The organism is Paucibacter sp. M5-1 (genome assembly GCF_027498415.2).
In the GTDB taxonomy this organism is placed as follows: domain Bacteria; phylum Pseudomonadota; class Gammaproteobacteria; order Burkholderiales; family Burkholderiaceae_C; genus Roseateles_E.
Genome location: NZ_JAPZLM020000001.1, coordinates 2,291,195 through 2,307,065 on the forward strand (window position 1 = coordinate 2,291,195; position 15,871 = coordinate 2,307,065).

At 67.5% G+C, this 15,871-nt stretch carries 19 protein-coding genes; 11 read left to right on the forward strand and 8 right to left on the reverse strand.

Features of this window, described 5'->3' with window-relative positions; translation table 11 throughout:
- Nucleotides 1-73 precede the first annotated feature (73 nt).
- From O5M90_RS10680 to O5M90_RS10690, 3 genes are all read left to right on the forward strand, one after another.
- A complete protein-coding gene (locus O5M90_RS10680; protein WP_137941211.1) occupies nucleotides 74-631 on the forward strand; it encodes an HNH endonuclease in 558 nt (185 codons plus the stop codon).
- Nucleotides 632-719: 88 nt separating this feature from the next.
- Nucleotides 720-1,193, forward strand: coding sequence for a glycine zipper 2TM domain-containing protein (locus O5M90_RS10685; RefSeq protein WP_137941212.1), 474 nt, complete (start codon nucleotides 720-722; stop codon nucleotides 1,191-1,193).
- A 123-nt stretch (nucleotides 1,194-1,316) separates the two neighbouring features.
- Complete coding sequence (locus O5M90_RS10690; protein WP_269838590.1) at nucleotides 1,317-1,727, forward strand: DoxX family protein; 411 nt, start codon at nucleotides 1,317-1,319, stop codon at nucleotides 1,725-1,727.
- Between the two features lie 17 nt (nucleotides 1,728-1,744).
- Here O5M90_RS10690 and O5M90_RS10695 read toward each other — a convergent pair whose 3' ends face one another.
- From O5M90_RS10695 to pruA, 7 genes are all read right to left on the reverse strand, one after another.
- Nucleotides 1,745-2,980, reverse strand: coding sequence for an MFS transporter (locus tag O5M90_RS10695; RefSeq protein ID WP_269838589.1), 1,236 nt, complete (start codon nucleotides 2,978-2,980; stop codon nucleotides 1,745-1,747).
- Between the two features lie 80 nt (nucleotides 2,981-3,060).
- On the reverse strand, nucleotides 3,061-3,780 hold the full coding sequence (locus tag O5M90_RS10700; protein WP_269838588.1) for an ABC transporter ATP-binding protein: 720 nt from the start codon (nucleotides 3,778-3,780) through the stop codon (nucleotides 3,061-3,063).
- The gene (locus O5M90_RS10705) at nucleotides 3,781-4,572 is read right to left on the reverse strand and encodes an ABC transporter ATP-binding protein (protein WP_269838587.1); all 792 of its coding nucleotides are present in this window, start codon (nucleotides 4,570-4,572) and stop codon (nucleotides 3,781-3,783) included.
- Complete coding sequence (locus O5M90_RS10710; protein WP_269838586.1) at nucleotides 4,569-5,456, reverse strand: branched-chain amino acid ABC transporter permease; 888 nt, start codon at nucleotides 5,454-5,456, stop codon at nucleotides 4,569-4,571. Before O5M90_RS10710 ends, O5M90_RS10705 begins: the two co-directional genes overlap by 4 nt.
- Nucleotides 5,449-6,354 carry a branched-chain amino acid ABC transporter permease gene (locus O5M90_RS10715; protein ID WP_269838585.1) on the reverse strand — a complete coding sequence of 302 codons (906 nt, stop codon included), beginning with the start codon at nucleotides 6,352-6,354 and terminating at the stop codon, nucleotides 5,449-5,451. Before O5M90_RS10715 ends, O5M90_RS10710 begins: the two co-directional genes overlap by 8 nt.
- A gap of 65 nt (nucleotides 6,355-6,419) precedes the next feature.
- On the reverse strand, nucleotides 6,420-7,517 hold the full coding sequence (locus tag O5M90_RS10720; protein WP_262970094.1) for an ABC transporter substrate-binding protein: 1,098 nt from the start codon (nucleotides 7,515-7,517) through the stop codon (nucleotides 6,420-6,422).
- 37 nt (nucleotides 7,518-7,554) lie between these two features.
- On the reverse strand, nucleotides 7,555-9,198 hold the full coding sequence (gene pruA, locus O5M90_RS10725; protein WP_269838584.1) for an L-glutamate gamma-semialdehyde dehydrogenase: 1,644 nt from the start codon (nucleotides 9,196-9,198) through the stop codon (nucleotides 7,555-7,557).
- A gap of 99 nt (nucleotides 9,199-9,297) precedes the next feature.
- Between pruA and O5M90_RS10730 the strand changes: the two genes are divergently transcribed.
- The 4 genes from O5M90_RS10730 to O5M90_RS10745 all read left to right on the forward strand — a co-directional run bounded on the left by O5M90_RS10730 (nucleotide 9,298) and on the right by O5M90_RS10745 (nucleotide 12,539).
- Nucleotides 9,298-9,975, forward strand: a complete 678-nt coding sequence (locus O5M90_RS10730) for a GntR family transcriptional regulator (protein ID WP_137941221.1) — start codon at nucleotides 9,298-9,300, stop codon at nucleotides 9,973-9,975.
- Between the two features lie 78 nt (nucleotides 9,976-10,053).
- Nucleotides 10,054-10,683: a GTP cyclohydrolase II gene (gene ribA, locus O5M90_RS10735; RefSeq protein ID WP_262970096.1), complete on the forward strand. Its 630-nt coding sequence runs from the start codon at nucleotides 10,054-10,056 to the stop codon at nucleotides 10,681-10,683.
- Nucleotides 10,684-10,898: 215 nt separating this feature from the next.
- Nucleotides 10,899-11,984 carry a porin gene (locus O5M90_RS10740; RefSeq protein WP_262970097.1) on the forward strand — a complete coding sequence of 362 codons (1,086 nt, stop codon included), beginning with the start codon at nucleotides 10,899-10,901 and terminating at the stop codon, nucleotides 11,982-11,984.
- 144 nt (nucleotides 11,985-12,128) lie between these two features.
- Complete coding sequence (locus O5M90_RS10745) at nucleotides 12,129-12,539, forward strand: response regulator (RefSeq protein WP_269838583.1); 411 nt, start codon at nucleotides 12,129-12,131, stop codon at nucleotides 12,537-12,539.
- Here the strand turns inward: O5M90_RS10745 and O5M90_RS10750 are convergent.
- Complete coding sequence (locus tag O5M90_RS10750) at nucleotides 12,517-13,149, reverse strand: response regulator (RefSeq protein WP_137941224.1); 633 nt, start codon at nucleotides 13,147-13,149, stop codon at nucleotides 12,517-12,519. The two genes, O5M90_RS10745 and O5M90_RS10750, sit on opposite strands and share 23 nt — an antisense overlap.
- 54 nt (nucleotides 13,150-13,203) lie before the next feature.
- Here O5M90_RS10750 and O5M90_RS10755 point away from each other — a divergent pair, with 54 nt between their 5' ends.
- The 4 genes from O5M90_RS10755 (at nucleotide 13,204) to O5M90_RS10770 (ending at nucleotide 15,856) form a co-directional block, all read left to right on the forward strand.
- Entirely contained in the window at nucleotides 13,204-14,580 is a 1,377-nt protein-coding gene (locus O5M90_RS10755) for a CHASE3 domain-containing protein (protein WP_262970098.1), read from the forward strand.
- 119 nt (nucleotides 14,581-14,699) lie between these two features.
- A complete protein-coding gene (locus tag O5M90_RS10760; RefSeq protein ID WP_137941226.1) occupies nucleotides 14,700-14,864 on the forward strand; it encodes a DUF1328 domain-containing protein in 165 nt (54 codons plus the stop codon).
- A gap of 35 nt (nucleotides 14,865-14,899) precedes the next feature.
- Nucleotides 14,900-15,346, forward strand: a complete 447-nt coding sequence (locus tag O5M90_RS10765) for a BON domain-containing protein (protein ID WP_137941227.1) — start codon at nucleotides 14,900-14,902, stop codon at nucleotides 15,344-15,346.
- Nucleotides 15,347-15,379: 33 nt separating this feature from the next.
- A complete protein-coding gene (locus O5M90_RS10770; RefSeq protein ID WP_137941228.1) occupies nucleotides 15,380-15,856 on the forward strand; it encodes a hypothetical protein in 477 nt (158 codons plus the stop codon).
- Nucleotides 15,857-15,871: the final 15 nt, after the last annotated feature.

A 15,871-nucleotide genomic window follows, 5' to 3' on the forward strand; every position in this document is an offset into this window, starting at 1 on the left:
GCCTGTCTGCGGGGCTTCAGCACTTGAGTCAGTACGCACTCTTGCAGTACGCTGCGGCCAGGAGGTCAATGCTGTGGATGTTCTTCAACTGGATGTCTCCGGCCGGCCGCAAGCCTGGATCACGACCAAGGAGGCCGCCGTGATCTATGCCAGCGACGGCGTGGCCTGGACTCTGGGCAACCCCTGTCATGTGATGCGCGGCGGCCTGCAGCGCCGCACCGGCCTGCAGTCGCGCATCGAAGTCCACCCCATCATCGCGGTGCGCGGGGCCGTGCCCAGCCGTGCCTGGCGCTCGGCGCCGGCGCTGTCCAATCCCAAGCTCTTTGTGCGCGACCGCTATGTCTGCGCCTACTGCGGCCACAGCCACCACGCCGACGACCTGACCCGCGAACACATCATCCCGACCTCGCGCGGCGGCCGCGACAGCTGGATGAACTGCATCACCGCCTGCCGCGGCTGCAATGGCCGCAAGGGCAGCCGCCTGCCCGAGGAGGCCAATATGAGCCTGCTCTATCTGCCCTATGTGCCCAGCCTGCACGAGGACATGATTCTGCGCGGCCGCCGCATCCTGGCCGACCAGATGGAGTTCCTGCTGGCCAGCGTGCCCCGCTCCAGCCGGCTGCATGCCTGAGTAAAGACTTGTTGCATCGCCGGCGCCCGCCGGTCAACCGCTTCACAATACGGACCGTTGGGCTCAGATCTGCCCCGAGGAGACCGTGATGAAGAAGTTGTTGATTGCCGCCGCCGTGGTGACCCTGGCCGCCTGTTCGACCACCAGCCCCGATGTGGTGCAACGCGGCGATGCCCAGCGCATGTCCCAGGTCCAGGACGGCACCGTGCTGTCGGTGCGCCCGGTCACGGTCGATGGCTCGCAAAGCGGTGTCGGCGGCGTCGCCGGTGGCGTGGTCGGCGCGATTGCCGGCTCCAATGTCGGCGGCCGGCGCGAGGGCCAGATCGTCGGCGTGCTCGGCGCGGTGGCCGGTGCGGCACTGGGCAATGCGATCGAGCGCAATGTCACCAAGGAAGAGGCGGTCGAGATCCTGGTCCAGCTGCGCAACGGCGAGCGCCGCGCCATCGTCCAGGCCAAGGGCAATGAAACCCTGAACCCCGGTGAGTCGGTGATCCTGGTCACCACCGGTGGCAAGACCCGGGTGACCCGCGCCCCGGTGATCAGCGGGGCCGCCAGGAGCTGAGCCCTGCCGCTCTTGGCAGCGCTTGGCTGCGCTCGTTTCATCCAGCTTGGGTTTTTGCAGGGCCGCTGACGGCCAGGCGCAACGTATGCTTGGCGCTCCTATCAAACGCAGGAGATTAGAACGATGCCCGCCACCCTGACATCCGCGCTGAGCCTGGCCGGCCGCGTGCTGCTGGCCCTGATCTTTGTGCTGGCCGGTCCCGGCAAGCTGGCCAACCCGGCCGGCACCTCCGCCTATATGGCCAGCTCCGGCCTGCCCGCCAACCACCTGCTGGCCCTGGCGGTCGGCGCTTTCGAGCTGCTGGCCGGCCTGGCCCTGATCGTCGGCTTCCAGACGCGCTGGGCTGCGCTGGCGCTGGCCGGCTTCACGCTGGTGGCCAGCTTCCTATTCCATGCCTTCTGGGCCCTGCCCGCCGAGCAGCAGATGATGCAGCAGCTGCTGTTCATGAAGAACATCGCGCTGGCCGGCGGCCTGCTGGTGCTGGCCGCGCATGGCGCGGGCGCGCTGAGCCTGGACGCGCGCAGCCGGCACTGACGAGTCCGCAGCCCCCTTCAGTGGGCGCGGCGCTTGCGCCGACCCGCGAACACCCAGGCCACGGCCAGCACGCCGGCGGCCCCCAGGCCCATGACCCAGGCCGAGCCGAAGCGCTCGACCGCCAGCCCGGCAACGCTGACCCCGGCCGACTGGCCGAGAAAGAAGCAGGAGGCAAAGGCCGACACCGCAGCGCCGCGCTGCGCCGGCGCCATCTGTGTGGCATTGAGCTGCAATGTGTTGTGCAGCATGTAAAAGCCCAGGCCTGCCAGCAGGCAGGCCGGCGCCGCCACCCACCAGGCCGGCGTCAGCGCCAGGCTCAGCAAGGCGATGAACAGCAGGCCGCCGCCCCAGCGCGCCAGCCCCACCTCGCCCAGTCCCTTGACCAGCCGCGCCGAGCCCAGCGCGAACACAAAGCCGCCCAGACCGAACAGCATCACCAAGGAGCCGGCCAGCGACAGCGACAGCCCGAAATGCCCGTGCAGATGCGAGGCGATGAAGGCGAAGGGGCCGTAGAGGAACAGCCCCTCCAGAAACACCGTCAGCAGGACCACGCGCGCCCAGGGCAGGCCCAGGATGTGCGAGAAGTCGTCGACCATGCGGCGCAGCTGCGAGCCCTCGGCCGGCCGCATCTGACGGGCATGCGCCGGCAGCTGGCGGTTGACACGCCACAGCGCCGCGCTGATCAGCACGAACAGGCCTGCCAGCATGAAGAAAGGCGTGCGCCAGCTCAGATGGTCGGCCGCGAAACCACCCAGCCAGACGCCTGCCGAGAGCCCGACGATCTGGCCGATCAGAAAGCGCGCCAGCACCGGCTGGCGCCGTTCGTAGGCCACCACATCGCCGATCCAGGCCATGGACAGCGGGATGATGGCCGCCGCCGTGGCCCCGGCCAGCACCCGCGCGAACAGCAGCCACTCGAAGCCGCCAGCCAGCGCGCACAGCAGCGAGGTGGCGCCGCAGGCCAGCGAGGCCCAGACGATCACCCGGTACTTGCCATAGCGGTCGCCCAGCGGCCCGAACACCAGCTGCGACAGGCCATAGGCGATCGAGAACAGGCTGATCACCTGCGCAGCCTGGCCCAGGCCGACGGTGAACTCCTGCGCGAGCCGCGGCAGCAAGGCATCATTGACGCGCAGGGCCACCCCGCTGCCGAAGGCGGCCAGCGACAGGCAGGCGATGGCAAGAGCGGGAAGCTCGGCCGCAGGCTCGCCGGGAGCGCTGGCCAGTGGTGCTCGGGTGTTGGCTGGTTCCATGGGTCGGGCCATTCTTGCCGATACCGGCCGAACCAAGCAGCGATCAGGCGCGCCCATCGCACCAGCGATCGCCCCGCCGCTCAGGCCACGCGGCCGCCCAGATAGAGCTCGCGCACCTGCGGGTCGCTGATCAGCTGATGGGCGGCGCCGGTCAGGGCCACCGTGCCCATCGACAGCACATAGGCACGGTCCGAGATGCGCAGCGCCTCCATCGCGTTCTGCTCCACCATCAGGATGGCCACACCCTCCTTGGCACGCACCTGGACAATGGCCTCGAAGACCTCCTGCAGCATCTTCGGCGACAGACCGGCCGAGGGTTCATCAAGCAGCAGCATGCGAGGACGCGGCATCAGCGCCCGCGCCAGCGCCAGGATCTGGCGCTCGCCGCCCGACAGCGAGGCGGCCGGCGCGGCGATCTTGCGCGAAAGCACAGGATAGAGCGCACACAGCTCCTCGATGCGCGCGCCCACCTGACGCTCGGCCAGGTGATGGCCGCCGACCTGCAGGTTCTCGCGCACGCTCAGCGCCGCGAACACGTTCTCGGTCTGCGGCACAAAGCCCAGGCCGGCACGCTGGATCTTGCGGTGCACCGGCATGTCCGACGCCTCCTGACCCTCCAGCAGCACCCGGCCGCTGCGCGGCGTCAGGTAGCCGGCGATGGTCTTCAGCAAGGTACTCTTGCCGCAGCCGTTGGGGCCCAGCAGCGTGACGATTTCCCTGGCCTCGGCGCGCACGCTCATGCCGCGCAGGATGTCCACCTCGGGCGTGTAGCCGGCGATGACGTTGTCGACGACGATCATTTAAGCCGCCTCCTTTTGCTTGACGGTATGCGCGGCACCGCCGCCCAGATAGGCCTGCAGCACACGCTCGTTGGACGCCAGCTCGGCGGGCTTGCAGCTGGCGACGATGTGGCCGCGATCCAGCACGATGCAGCGCGAGCAGACCTCGCGGATGAAGTGCATATCGTGCTCGACGATCACCAGGGTCATGCCCTGCCGGTTGAGCCGCTTCAGCGCGGCGACGATGTCGTTGCGCAGGTTCGGGTGCACGCCGGCGGTGGGCTCGTCCAGCATCAGCAGCCGCGGCTCGCCCATCAGCGCGCAGACGATGCCCAGCAGCTTCTTCTGCCCGCCGGACAGGGCCGCGGCCGGCAGATCACGTACGGGGGTCAGCAGCAGCTCGTCGAGCAGGGCCGTGGCCTTCACGCGGGCTGCGGCCTCGGCCTTCTTCGAGGCGGGGCTGCCCAGCAAGGTGGCCCAGAAACCGTGCTGCGTGGTCGCGGCGGCCATCGCGACCTCGATCACCGACATCTTCTTCGGCATGGCCGGCAGCTGGAAGGTGCGGCCGACGCCGGCCGCGACGATCCGGTGCGCCGGCAGGCGCCCGATCGCGCGGCCCTGCAGCAAGACCTGACCCGCATCGATGGCCTCGAAGCCGGTGATGGTGTTCAGCAGCGTGCTCTTGCCCGAGCCGTTGGGGCCCAGCAGGCCGACGATCTCGCCGGGCTGGATGCTGAAGCTGACGTCCTGCAGCACCTGATTGCCGCCAAAGGCCTTGGCGACGGATTTCACATCAAGAATGGGACTGCTCATGGGATCTTGCGCAATTTCTCGCGGACGAGGCCCTCGCTGCGCCACAGCAGGCAGGCCAGCAGGATGAGGCCGATCAGGCCCAGGCGCAGCGCGCCCGAGACATCGGAGTCGAGTTGGAAATAGTCCTTGGCGAAGGGCACGGCCGCATAGGCCGCCTGCACCAGCAGCACGCCGACCAGCACGCCGGCCGTGTTGCCCAGGCCGCCTATCATCAGCATGGTCCAGAGCAGAAAGGTCTCGGAAGCCAGCATGTAGTCGGGCCAGACAAAGCTCATGTAGTGCGCATAGAGCGAGCCGGCCAGGGCCGTCAGCGCGGCCCCGGCCAGGATGGCGCGGGTCTTCAGCGACTTCAGGTCATAGCCCATGCAGGCGGCCAGCTGCGGCTCCTCGCGCATCAGCCGCAGCGCCCGGCCGAAACGGCCGTTGCCGACCCGGCTGCAGGCCAGCGCGGCGGCAGCCAGGGCCACGAGCACCAGGCCGAGGAAGCCCAGCGCGCTCCAGGGACGCGCCCAGGCGTCGAACAACGAAGGGATCGCGCTGATGCCCTGGGCGCCGCCGGTCAGCCAGCCCTCGTTGGTGGCCACGGTGCGCAGGATCTCGGCGATCGCCAGCGTGGCGATGCCCCAGTAGTCCGAGCCCAGCTGCTTGCCCAGCCGCGCGACGCAGCAGCCCAGTGTGCAGGCCAGGGCCACGCCCAGCGCTGCGCCGAGCAGCGGCGAGTAGCCGGCCTGGATCGCGATGCCGGTGGCGTAGGCGCCCAGGCCCGCGAAGGCGATATGACCAAAGTTCAAGAGCCCGGCATAGCCGGCCTGCAGGTTCAGGCCCAGGGCCATCAGGCCGTAGATGCCGGCCACCGTCAGTGAGGAAACGAGGAAATCAAACACGGCGCACCTCACGGTCGAACAGGCCGTAGGGCTTGAACAGCAGGGCCAGCAGCAGGATCAGGAAGGAGGCGGCGCTGATATAGGAGACCGGCATGAAGACCATGCCCTGGCCGCCGAACACAGCCAGCAGCGGGCCGAAGTTGATATTGGTCACCGCGGTCTCGGTCAGCGCGATCAGCACGGCGCCGGCCACCGCCCCCATCGGATTGCCCAGGCCACCGAGGATGGCGGCGGCGAACACCGGCAGCAGCAGGTCGTGGCCCAGATTGATGTGGGCACCAGTCGACAGCGCCAGCATGCTGCCGCCCAGGGCCGCGATCGCGCCGCTGCTGAAGTTGACCGCTCGGGTCAGACCCTCGGCATCCAGGCCCGAGGCGGCGGCCAGCGGCGCATTGCTGGCCAGCGCGCGCAGTGCGCGGCCCGTGCGGGTGCAGAACAGCAGCAGCGTGAAGACCAGCAGCACGGTCAGACTGGTGGCTACCGTCATCGCCTGCAGCGGCGTGATGCGCGCGTCCAGCAGCACCCAGGGGGCGGTCAGCGGCAGATTGAACATGCGCGGGAAGGAGCCCGCCAGGCCCTGCATGGAGGCGATGATCAGCATCGCCACGGCCAGCGAACCTATCATCGTGATGGCCGGACCAGCGCGCAGCAGGCGGCGGAACACCAGCAGGTGCAGCAGCAGGGTCAGCACCCCAGTCAGCAGGCAGGAGACGAGGATGGCGGCCACCAGAGGCAGGCCGGCGGTCTGCAGGGCGAAGGTCATATAGGCCCCCAGCATCGCGTACTGCACATGGGCGATATTGGGGAACTTGACCAGCCCGTAGACCATGCTCAGACCGAGGGCGATCAGCGCCAGGTCGGAGGCACGCAGCAGCGTGTCGACGAGAAATTGAAGCATGAGGAGGGGGCGTACAGCGAGGGGCAAGACCCGGCCCCGGCTGGTGCCGGGACCGGGGCGATCTATCAGCGGGGGACTACTTTCCCGTCGTATTTCAGCTTCGCGTAGGGCGGATCGATGCGCTGGCGCTGGTCATCAAACACGATGGGGCCGGTGACGCCCACATAGCCGCCCTTGCCCAGTTCCTTCAGCGCCGCCTGCACGGCGGCCGGCTCGGTCGACCTGGCCTTGTTCATCGCGGCGGCCGTCATCAGCACGGCGTCATAGGCATAGCCGGTGTAGGAGGTCTTGGTGCCTTCCTTGTACTTGGCATTGAAGGCGGCCTGGTAGGCCCGGCCGGCCTCGCCATAGACATTGCCGACTTCCATGCCCAGCTGCCCCTGGGCCACGGCGGCCGGCGTGTCGGACAGGCTCATGCTCAAGAGGATGGCGTACCAGGGCTTGGCGCGCAGGCCCAGCTCGAAGGCTTCGCGGTTCAGCACCGCGGACTCCTGGCCATAGGCGGTGTAGATATAGGCGTCGGGCTCGGCGCGCGACATCTGCTGCAGCTCGCGGCGGTAGGTGCTCTGGCCCTGGGTGTAGAGCACCTCGCTGACGATCTGGCCGCCCAGCTTGGTGAACTCTTCCTTGAAGCCGTGCGCAACGCCCTGGCCGTAGGCATTGTTGGGCGCCAGCATCGCGACCTTGCGATAGCCCAGTGCCCAGGTGTCGGCGGCCGAGAACTTGTTGCCCAGGTTCTCCAGGCCGATCAGGTTGAAGGAAGTCGCGCCGAGCTCGCGGATCTTGACGCTGGTGCTGGCGATATTGATGTGGGTGACGCCCTCCTTGACCAGATACTGGGCCATGGGCAGCGTGATGCCCGACGAGTACTCACCGATCACGACCGGCACCTTGTCGACGCTGACCAGCTTGCGCGCCGAGTTCAGCGCCGTGGTCGGGTTGCCGCCCGAGTCCTCGACGATGACATTGAACTTCTTGCCGAGCACGCCGCCCGAGGCATTGACCTTGTCGACAGCCAGGGCCACGGCACGGCGCACGTCCTCGCCCACGGTGGCGTTGGAGCCGGTCAGCGAGAGCACGGCGCCCATCTGGATGGTGTCCTGCGCCTGAACGGCGCTGCCGATCAGCGCCAGCAGGGCGAGGCTGGTCATACGAAGTTTCATCGTCGATCTCCGGTGGTGAGGTGGGTGGGGATGGGAATCAGCCCGCTTGCATATGCGGGTAGCGGTGGTCGAGTGCCGGCACGAAGGTTTCCTTGACCGTGCGTGGCGAGGTCCAGCGCAGCAGGTTCAGCGCCGAGCCGGCCTTGTCATTGGTGCCGCTGCGGCGCGCGCCGCCAAAGGGCTGCTGGCCGACCACCGCGCCGGTGGGCTTGTCGTTCAGATAGAAGTTGCCGGCGGCCTGGCGCAAGACCTGAGCCGCTTGCACCAGCGCCCCGCGCTCCTGCGCGAACACCGCGCCGGTCAGCGCATAGGGACTGGTGCGATCGACCAGTTGCAGCACCTCGCCCCATTGCGCATCGGCATAGACATGAACCGCCAGCACCGGGCCGAACAGCTCGGTGCTCATCAGGCGGTGGCCGGCATCAAGCACCTGGATCAAGGTCGGCGGGATGAAGAAGCCGACGCGATCATCGGCCCGGCCCGGGCTCAGGACCTTGGCCTGGGCATCGTCGCGGGCCGCGTCGATGGCCGCGGTCACGCGCTCGAAAGCGCGGCGGTCGATCACCGCGCCCATGAAGTTGCCGAAGTCGCTGACATCGCCGACGCGCACCGAGGCGATCAGGTCCAGCAGGCGCTCCTTGACCCGCGGCCACAGCGAGGCCGGGATGTAGGCACGCGAGGCGGCACTGCATTTCTGGCCCTGGTACTCATAGGCGCCGCGCAGCAGCGCGACGGCCAGCGCCTCGACATCGGCCGAGGGATGGGCCAGCACGAAGTCCTTGCCGCCGGTCTCGCCGACCAGACGCGGATAGGCGCGGTAGTTCGGCAGATTCTGGGCGGTCTGCAGCCACAGCTGGTCGAACACGGCGGTCGAGCCGGTGAAATGCAGGCCGGCGAAATGCTCGCTGGCCAAGGCCACCGCGCTGATCTGCTGCGCATCGCCGGGCAGGAAGTTGATCACGCCCGGCGGCAGGCCGGCCTCTTCCAGCAGTTGCAGGAACAGGTAATTGGACAGCGCCGCGGTGGCCGAAGGCTTCCACAGCACCGTGTTGCCCATCAGCGCCGGCGCGGTGGCCAGATTGCCGCCGATGGCGGTGAAGTTGAAAGGCGTGACCGCGTAGACAAAGCCCTCCAGCGGGCGGTAGTCGCTGCTGTTGCGCAGGCCCGGCGTGGAGACGGGTTGCATGGCCGCGATCTCGTGGGCGAACTGCACATTGAAGCGCAGGAAGTCGATCAGCTCACAGGCGGCGTCGATCTCGGCCTGCTGGGCGGTCTTGCTCTGACCCAGCATGGTCGCGGCGTTGAGGCGCTGACGCCAGGGGCCGGCCAGCAGGTCGGCGGCCTTCAGGAACACGCGCGAGCGCTCCTCAAGACTCCACTGCGACCAGTCGCGCTGTGCGGCAGCCGCGGCGGCAATCGCTTCGCGCGTCTGTGATTCGCCCGCCTGTGCGACCTGCGCCAAGCACTGCCCGTGATCGTGCGGGCTGCGGATCTCGACCCGTGCACTGGTACGTATCTCGCGTCCACCGATCACCAGCGGAATGTCCTGCATCTGCCGCGACTGGGTCAGCAACTCGGCCTGCAGCGCGGCGCGCTCGGCCGAGCCCGGCGCATAGCCCAGCACCGTCTCATTGACGGCCCGATAGCCAGGGGCGCCCAGTGCGCAATCGATTCTTGTCATCTGTCTATTTATCCAAACAAGTACATATTGGATCCAATAATAGACTCAATGGATCCTGTTGCACAATAGCGTTTACGCGAGTTGCGGGACGGGACACCGATGGCAGCCAGAAAAGAAGCGAAGGCCCTGCATGAGGCGATTCGCGAACAACTGAGACAAGAGATCGTCAGCGGCGCCCTGCCCACCGGCACCCAGCTGCGCCAGGACGCGCTGGCCACCCGCTTCAACGCCAGCCGCATCCCGGTGCGCGAGGCGCTGCGCCAGTTGGAAGCCGAGGGCCTGGTCGCCCACCAGCTCAACCGCGGCGCGGTGGTGGCCGGCATGAGCGTCGAACAGATCTGCGAGTTGCTGGACATCCGGGTGGCACTGGAATGCCATGCGGCGCGGCTGGCGGTGCCGCAGATGGTGGAGCGCGACTTCGCGGCCATGGAGGCCATCCTGAAGGCCTACTCGGAATCGCAGTCGATCCCGGAGTGGGCCGAGCACAACCGGCGCTTCCATCTGGCGCTGTCCGCCCCCGCCAATAACAAGCGGCTGCTGCGCCTGATCGAGGAGTTCTGCCTCAACACCGACCGCTACACCCATGTGGCAATGTCGCGCGCCACCGGCAAGGACAGGCCGCAGGAGGATCACTACCGCATCGTCGAGGCGGCACGGGCCGGCGATGCCGACCAGGTGGCCGCTCTGCTGGAGGTCCACATCCTGGATACCAAGAAAGAGCTGATGGCCAGTGCCCGCGCGCAGGACCGCGAGGCCGGCTTGTCGCTACGCTATTGAAACCTTGCATTCCCGCGCGGCGCTACCATATCTGCCCTGCGTGCCGCCCGGCCCGCCGCCCAACAAGACCTGCTCAGCGTGACCCTGCCCTCCGAATCCCCTGCCCTCCTGCCCGCCAAGGTGCAGCGCATCTCCAGCGCCCGCCTGCCCACCAAGCATGGCGAGTTCGTCGTCCATGTCTACCAGGCGGCCGACCATCCGGATGAGCATGTGGTGATCGTCAAGGGCGATGTGGCGCGGCCCGAGGTGCTGCTGCGCATGCACTCGGAATGCTTTACCGGCGACATCCTGGGCTCCCTGCGCTGCGACTGCGGCGAGCAGCTGGCGCTGGCGCTGCAGCGTATCGAGGCCGAGGGCGGCGTCGTGATCTATCTGCGCGGCCATGAGGGGCGCGGCATCGGCCTGGGGCAGAAGCTGCGCGCCTACGCGCTGCAGGACAAGGGGCTGGACACGGTGGAGGCCAATCTGGCCCTGGGCCTGCCCATTGACAGCCGGCGCTTCGACGCGGCGGCCGACATCCTGCGCGACCTCGGCGTGCAGTCGGTGCGTTTGATGAGCAATAACCCTTTCAAGGTGGCCGCGCTCAACGAGCTGGGCATTGCCGTGATCGCCCGTGAGGGCCATGAGGTCGAATCCAACGAGGAAAGCGGCCGCTATCTGAAGACCAAGCGCGAGAAGCTCGGCCATCAGCTGCACATGCTGCCGTAATGGCACGGTTTTGTGCGCAGGGCGTTCACCCCTGACGCCGCGGCCGATTTCAAGCCCGCGATTAACCCTGATTCCGCAACGCTGCATTCCACGAACCCGCTCTTTTGATCTCGGTCCGTGCCCGGATCTGTTGGCCTATGCAACGGTGTCGAGGGACACCCGAGCATCGGTGGTCACATCCATCCGGTGGCCTCCCAACATCGAAAGACGAGTTCATGAAGTACAAGACTTTTGCCTTCTCCGCCCTGGCCCTGGCCGCCAGCTCGATGACCTTCGCCCAATCGAACAGCGGCAGCAGCCAGGTCACGCTGTATGGCGTGGTCGATGCCAATGTGCAGGTGCTGGATGGCGCCTCCACGCTGAGCCGTGTGCAGTCCGGCGGACTGAACGGCTCGCGCTTCGGCATCCGCGGCACCGAAGACCTGGGCGGCGGTTTGCGCGCCTTCTTCACGCTGGAGTCCGGTGTCAATCTGGACGACGGCACCAACGGCCAAGGCGCCTTCTGGGGCCGTCAGGCCTTTGTCGGCCTGGCCACGCCCTACGGCAAGGTGTCGCTGGGCCGCCAGTACGGCAGCGTCTACGCACTGACCAGCGACTTCAGCCAGTTCTCCAACAACAACACCGGCGCCTCGACCGCAGTGATCGGCGGCTTTGGCGGCTATGAGCCGGTGCGCGGCAGCAATAACACGGCCACCGGCAACGGCGGCCCGGCCCGCGTCAACAACTCGGTCAAGTTCGAATCGCAGAACTACGACGGCTTCAGCGCCGGTGCCTTGTACGGCGCCGGTGAGGTGGCCGGTGGCACCACCGACAACCGCATCGCCGACATCTACGGCCGCTACACCAAGAACGGCTTCGACGCGATGCTGTCCCTGGTGGACGACAAGGCCGATGTGATCGGCCAGAACATCCGTACCGTCTCGGCGGCGGCCGCCTACGATATGGGCAGCTACCGCTTCAACGGCGGCGTGATGCAGATCAACGACCGCAGCAGCGCCGACCGGGATGGCACCGGCTACTGGCTGGGCGCCAGCTACCGCCTCGGCTCGCACCTGCTCAAGACCCAGTACGTCCAGAGCAAGAACGACGGCAGGCTGGCCGACGGCAAGACCCAGGCCTTCGGCGTCGGCTACCAGTACGACCTGTCCAAGCGCACCGCGCTGTACTCCTCGCTGACCCAGTTCAAGAACGAGGGCGTCGGCTACGCCAACCGCGCCGCCGGTTCGCTGTCTTCGGGACTGACCAGCGCCTCGGACCGCGATCTGACCGAGGTCGTCGCCGGCATCCGCCACAGCTTCTAAGCCACTCGGCTTGTCAGCACAGCCCACCCCTTGCGGGTGGGCTTTTTCTTGGGCGCGCGTGATTTTGTAGGCGTCGTCCTACCGCGACACCCGCCGCGCGCCGGGAGACAAGGCCGGGAGGCTTCAAGATAATCGCGCCATCCCATGCTTGCCTGCCCGCCCCCCGCCGTCATGTCCGCCCTCCGCTGTTTTTTGGTCGAAGACAGTCCCACGATCCGGGCCGAGTTGATAGCCACGCTGGAGGAAATGCTGCCGCTGCAGGTGTTGGGCTGGGCAGACAACGAACACGATGCGCTCGAATGGCTGGACCAGCCCGAGCACCAATGCGACCTGATCCTGATCGACCTGTTCCTCAAGAGCGGCTCGGGCATGGGCGTGCTGGCCACCGCCGGCAAGAAGGGCGCGGCCGCCAAGCGGGTGGTGCTGAGCAATTACGCCACCGTCGACATCCGGCGCCGCTGCCTGGCGATGGGGGCCGACCGGGTGTTCGACAAATCCAGCGAGATCGACGAGCTGGTCGACTACTGCCGGACTATTGAATCAAGCCATTCTTGAGTGCGTAGTAGGTCAGATCGCTGTTCGAGGCCAGCTTCATCTTCTCCATCACGCGGGCCCGGTAGGTGCTGACCGTCTTGACGCTCAGACACATCAGCTCGGCCATCTGGCCGACCGTCTCGCCCTGGGCCAGGCGCAGAAAGACCTGCAGCTCGCGCTCCGACAGCTGCTCGTGGGCAGGCTTGTCGTGATCGCCGCCCAGGCCCTCGGCCAGCAGTTCGGCCACCGCCGGCGTGATGTACTTGCGGCCGCGCGCCACCGTGCGTATGGCCAGCACGATGTCCTCGGGATCGCATTCCTTGTTCAGATAACCGCTGGCGCCCTGGCGCAGCAAGGTGGTGGCGTAATGGCTTTCGGGGAAACCGCTCAGTATCAGCACCGGCAGCTCGGGCGCGCGCGCCTTGATCGCGGCCAGCGCATCGACGCCGCCATGCTCGGGCATCGACAGGTCCATGATCAGCACATCGATCTCTCCGGCGCGCACCAGATCGAGCGCCTCGCGCCCGTTGGCGGCTTCGCCGGTGACACTGATGTCGACCTGCTCGGCCAGATACTGGCGCAGGCCGGCGCGGACAATGGCATGGTCATCAACGATGGCAACACGGATCATGATGGCTGCAACGGCGCGCGTCGTCTTGAGATGAACACAAAGAGAGTTTAGGTCATGCATGCCGATCAATTTGCCTTGCTGGAGCGACTGCAACGCAGCGCCTACGTCTTTCCGCTGGCGGTGCTGGCCGCCGCGCTGATGATCAGCATCAGCGAGGGCAGCTATGTGAAGGCGCGCGGCACGCTGACCGAGCTGACCGAGATGGGCCGCGCGCGGCTGATGATCTACAACATCAAGCTGCGTGCTACCGATGCCGAGTCGGCCCAGCGCGGCTATCTGCTGACCCGCCGGCGCGAGTATCTGGGTCCCTACGAGGAGGCCAACGAAGACCTCGGCCGCGCCATGAAGAGCCTACGCGCCCACTACACGCAGCTGCAGGACGAACCGGCCCTGGCCTTGCTCACGCAGCTCGAACAGGCGGTGGGCGCCAAGATGGGCGAGCTGGCCGAGGTGCTGGAACGCCAGGAACGCGGCCGCGCCGACAGCGCACTGGAGCTGATACAGGCCGGCATCGGCCGCGACCAGATGGAGCTGATACGTGCGCGCGCCGAGGAGCTGATGCACCGCGAGAACCTGCGCGTCGGCGCGGGGCTGCGTGAGGTCGTCAACGCACTGCTGCAGAACCGCATCGGCGTGGCCGCGATGACCGCGCTGAGCCTGCTGGCCCTGGCGATGTATCTGCGCCAGAGCCGTGCGCTGTCCCGGCAAAGGCTGGCGCTGGCCGAGGCCGTCAAGGCCGAGCGCGATCTGCTGGAGAGCGAGGTCCATCGCCGCACCGAGGAGCTGACCCAGCTGGCCACCCATCTGCAGAGCGCCCGCGAGGACGAGCGCAGCCGGCTGGCCCGCGAGCTGCATGACGAGCTCGGCGCGCTGCTGACCGCCGCCAAGCTCGACGCCGCCCGCATCAAACCCAAGCTGCCACCCGAGCTGCAGGAGCGGCTGAGCCATCTGAACGAGGCGCTCAACAGCGGCATCGCGCTGAAGCGCCGCATCATCGAGGATCTGCGCCCCTCCTCGCTGACCCATCTGGGCCTGCTGCCGGCGCTGGAGATCCAGGCCCGCGAGTTCAGCGAGCGGCTGGAAGTGCCGGTGCTGACCGAGCTGGAGGCGGTGCCGCTGTCGCCGCGCGCCGAGCTGACCCTCTACCGCCTGGTCCAGGAAGCCTTCACCAATATCGCCAAGTACGCGAACGCCAGCGAGATCCAGGTCAGGCTGCTCAACCGCGACGGCCGCGCGCTGATCGAGGTGCGCGACAACGGCCAGGGCTTCGACACCCAGCAGCAGACGCTCTCCTCGCATGGCTTGCTGGGCATGCGCTACCGGGTCGCGGCCGAAGGCGGCCAGCTGATGATCAGCTCGGTGCGCGGCAAGGGCACGGTACTCAGCGCCAGCCTGCCTCTCCCCGCCTCGCCGCCCGCCGCGCCCCTGTAGGACCGCGCCTACAAAAGCGTCCGCCGCCGCCTCACAGCCGCACGGGCGCTGCGCTGCTGGGCCGCGCATGACCGGATTCCTATAGTGAAGTCATCAAATCTTCACTAGGAGCCCCGCTCATGCTGCACTACGCCGTTGTCTTCTTTCTGATCGCCCTGGTGGCCGCTGTGTTCGGCTTCGGTGGCATTGCCGCCGGTGCCGTCGGCATCGCCAAGGTGCTGTTCTTCGTCTTCGTGATCATGGCCCTGGTCAGCTTCGTGATCGGTCTGATGCGTCGAGGCTGAACCCGTTCACTGTCATCACACCCAAGGAGCTCACGATGAAAACCACGACACAACAGCTGGCCATTTATGCAGGTGTCAGCCTGTCGGCCCTGGCCCTGATCGCCTGCCAACCCAAGCCCGATGAACCGACGGTCGGCCAGAAGGTCGACGGCGCGATCAGCCAGGCCGAGCAAAGCGCCGAACAGGCCAAGGCCAAGGCCGAGGAGATGGCCCGCGATGCCAAGACCGCCGGCGGCGCTGCGATGGACAAGGTCGAGACCGGCCTGGGCGACGCGGCCATCACCGCCAGCGTCAATGCCGAACTGGCCAAGGACGCTCAGCTCAGTGCCTTGAAGATCAATGTCGACACGCGCGAAGGCCGGGTCGCGCTGAAGGGCACGGCCCCCACCGCTGACGCGCGCGAGCGTGCCACCCAGCTGGCCGCTGCGGTCAAGGGTGTGATCAGCGTCGACAACCAGCTGAGCATCGAATCGCGTGGCTGAGTGAGCCCGCAATCCCGAAGGGAGCCGGCCACCATGCAAGCCCTTGCCGACATCAGCCAGGCCACCCGCCTGGACGGTCTGAGCCCGGCCATGCAGAGCTATCTGCGTGAACGGGTCAGCGAAGCCGGGGCCGACGCGCCCTGGCTGCTGCCGACCCAATGGCAGATCCGGCTCTACCAATGCCTGGGCGATGCGGGCAGCGCCCGCGCCCTGTGCCGGGATCTGTTGAGCCTGGCCGACACCAACGCAGCCGACGATGCCGGCCTCGTCGCCGTCTTCGAGTGCGCGCCCTGCCAGGACCGTCGTTCCTTCGAGGCCAGCCTGGCCACCCATCTGCGCCTGATGCAGCAGTTCGACACCCGGCTGTCGCTGACCCATCTGCGCGGTCATGTCGATGAGGCTCGGCTGCAGATCATGTCGCGCAGGGTGCGCATGATTGCGCTGCACGCCGATGCCGAGCGCTTGTCGCGCGTGCTGCCCTGCCCCGTGCTGGCCTTCTCGATGCTGTGAGCGCGGGCGCGCGCC

What these genes read in the sequence shown, in the direction of transcription:
- O5M90_RS10770 (WP_137941228.1), top strand. Translation starts at nt 15,380, where the DNA reads ATGCAAGCCCTTGCCGACATCAGCCAGGCCACCCGCCTGGACGGTCTG.
- O5M90_RS10705 (WP_269838587.1), bottom strand. Translation starts at nt 4,572, where the DNA reads ATGAGCAGTCCCATTCTTGATGTGAAATCCGTCGCCAAGGCCTTTGGC.
- O5M90_RS10690 (WP_269838590.1), top strand. Translation starts at nt 1,317, where the DNA reads ATGCCCGCCACCCTGACATCCGCGCTGAGCCTGGCCGGCCGCGTGCTG.
- O5M90_RS10760 (WP_137941226.1), top strand. Translation starts at nt 14,700, where the DNA reads ATGCTGCACTACGCCGTTGTCTTCTTTCTGATCGCCCTGGTGGCCGCT.
- O5M90_RS10715 (WP_269838585.1), bottom strand. Translation starts at nt 6,354, where the DNA reads ATGCTTCAATTTCTCGTCGACACGCTGCTGCGTGCCTCCGACCTGGCG.
- O5M90_RS10700 (WP_269838588.1), bottom strand. Translation starts at nt 3,780, where the DNA reads ATGATCGTCGTCGACAACGTCATCGCCGGCTACACGCCCGAGGTGGAC.
- O5M90_RS10765 (WP_137941227.1), top strand. Translation starts at nt 14,900, where the DNA reads ATGAAAACCACGACACAACAGCTGGCCATTTATGCAGGTGTCAGCCTG.
- O5M90_RS10755 (WP_262970098.1), top strand. Translation starts at nt 13,204, where the DNA reads ATGCATGCCGATCAATTTGCCTTGCTGGAGCGACTGCAACGCAGCGCC.
- O5M90_RS10740 (WP_262970097.1), top strand. Translation starts at nt 10,899, where the DNA reads ATGAAGTACAAGACTTTTGCCTTCTCCGCCCTGGCCCTGGCCGCCAGC.
- O5M90_RS10750 (WP_137941224.1), bottom strand. Translation starts at nt 13,149, where the DNA reads ATGATCCGTGTTGCCATCGTTGATGACCATGCCATTGTCCGCGCCGGC.
- O5M90_RS10695 (WP_269838589.1), bottom strand. Translation starts at nt 2,980, where the DNA reads ATGGAACCAGCCAACACCCGAGCACCACTGGCCAGCGCTCCCGGCGAG.
- O5M90_RS10720 (WP_262970094.1), bottom strand. Translation starts at nt 7,517, where the DNA reads ATGAAACTTCGTATGACCAGCCTCGCCCTGCTGGCGCTGATCGGCAGC.
- O5M90_RS10685 (WP_137941212.1), top strand. Translation starts at nt 720, where the DNA reads ATGAAGAAGTTGTTGATTGCCGCCGCCGTGGTGACCCTGGCCGCCTGT.
- O5M90_RS10745 (WP_269838583.1), top strand. Translation starts at nt 12,129, where the DNA reads ATGCTTGCCTGCCCGCCCCCCGCCGTCATGTCCGCCCTCCGCTGTTTT.
- pruA (WP_269838584.1), bottom strand. Translation starts at nt 9,198, where the DNA reads ATGACAAGAATCGATTGCGCACTGGGCGCCCCTGGCTATCGGGCCGTC.
- O5M90_RS10730 (WP_137941221.1), top strand. Translation starts at nt 9,298, where the DNA reads ATGGCAGCCAGAAAAGAAGCGAAGGCCCTGCATGAGGCGATTCGCGAA.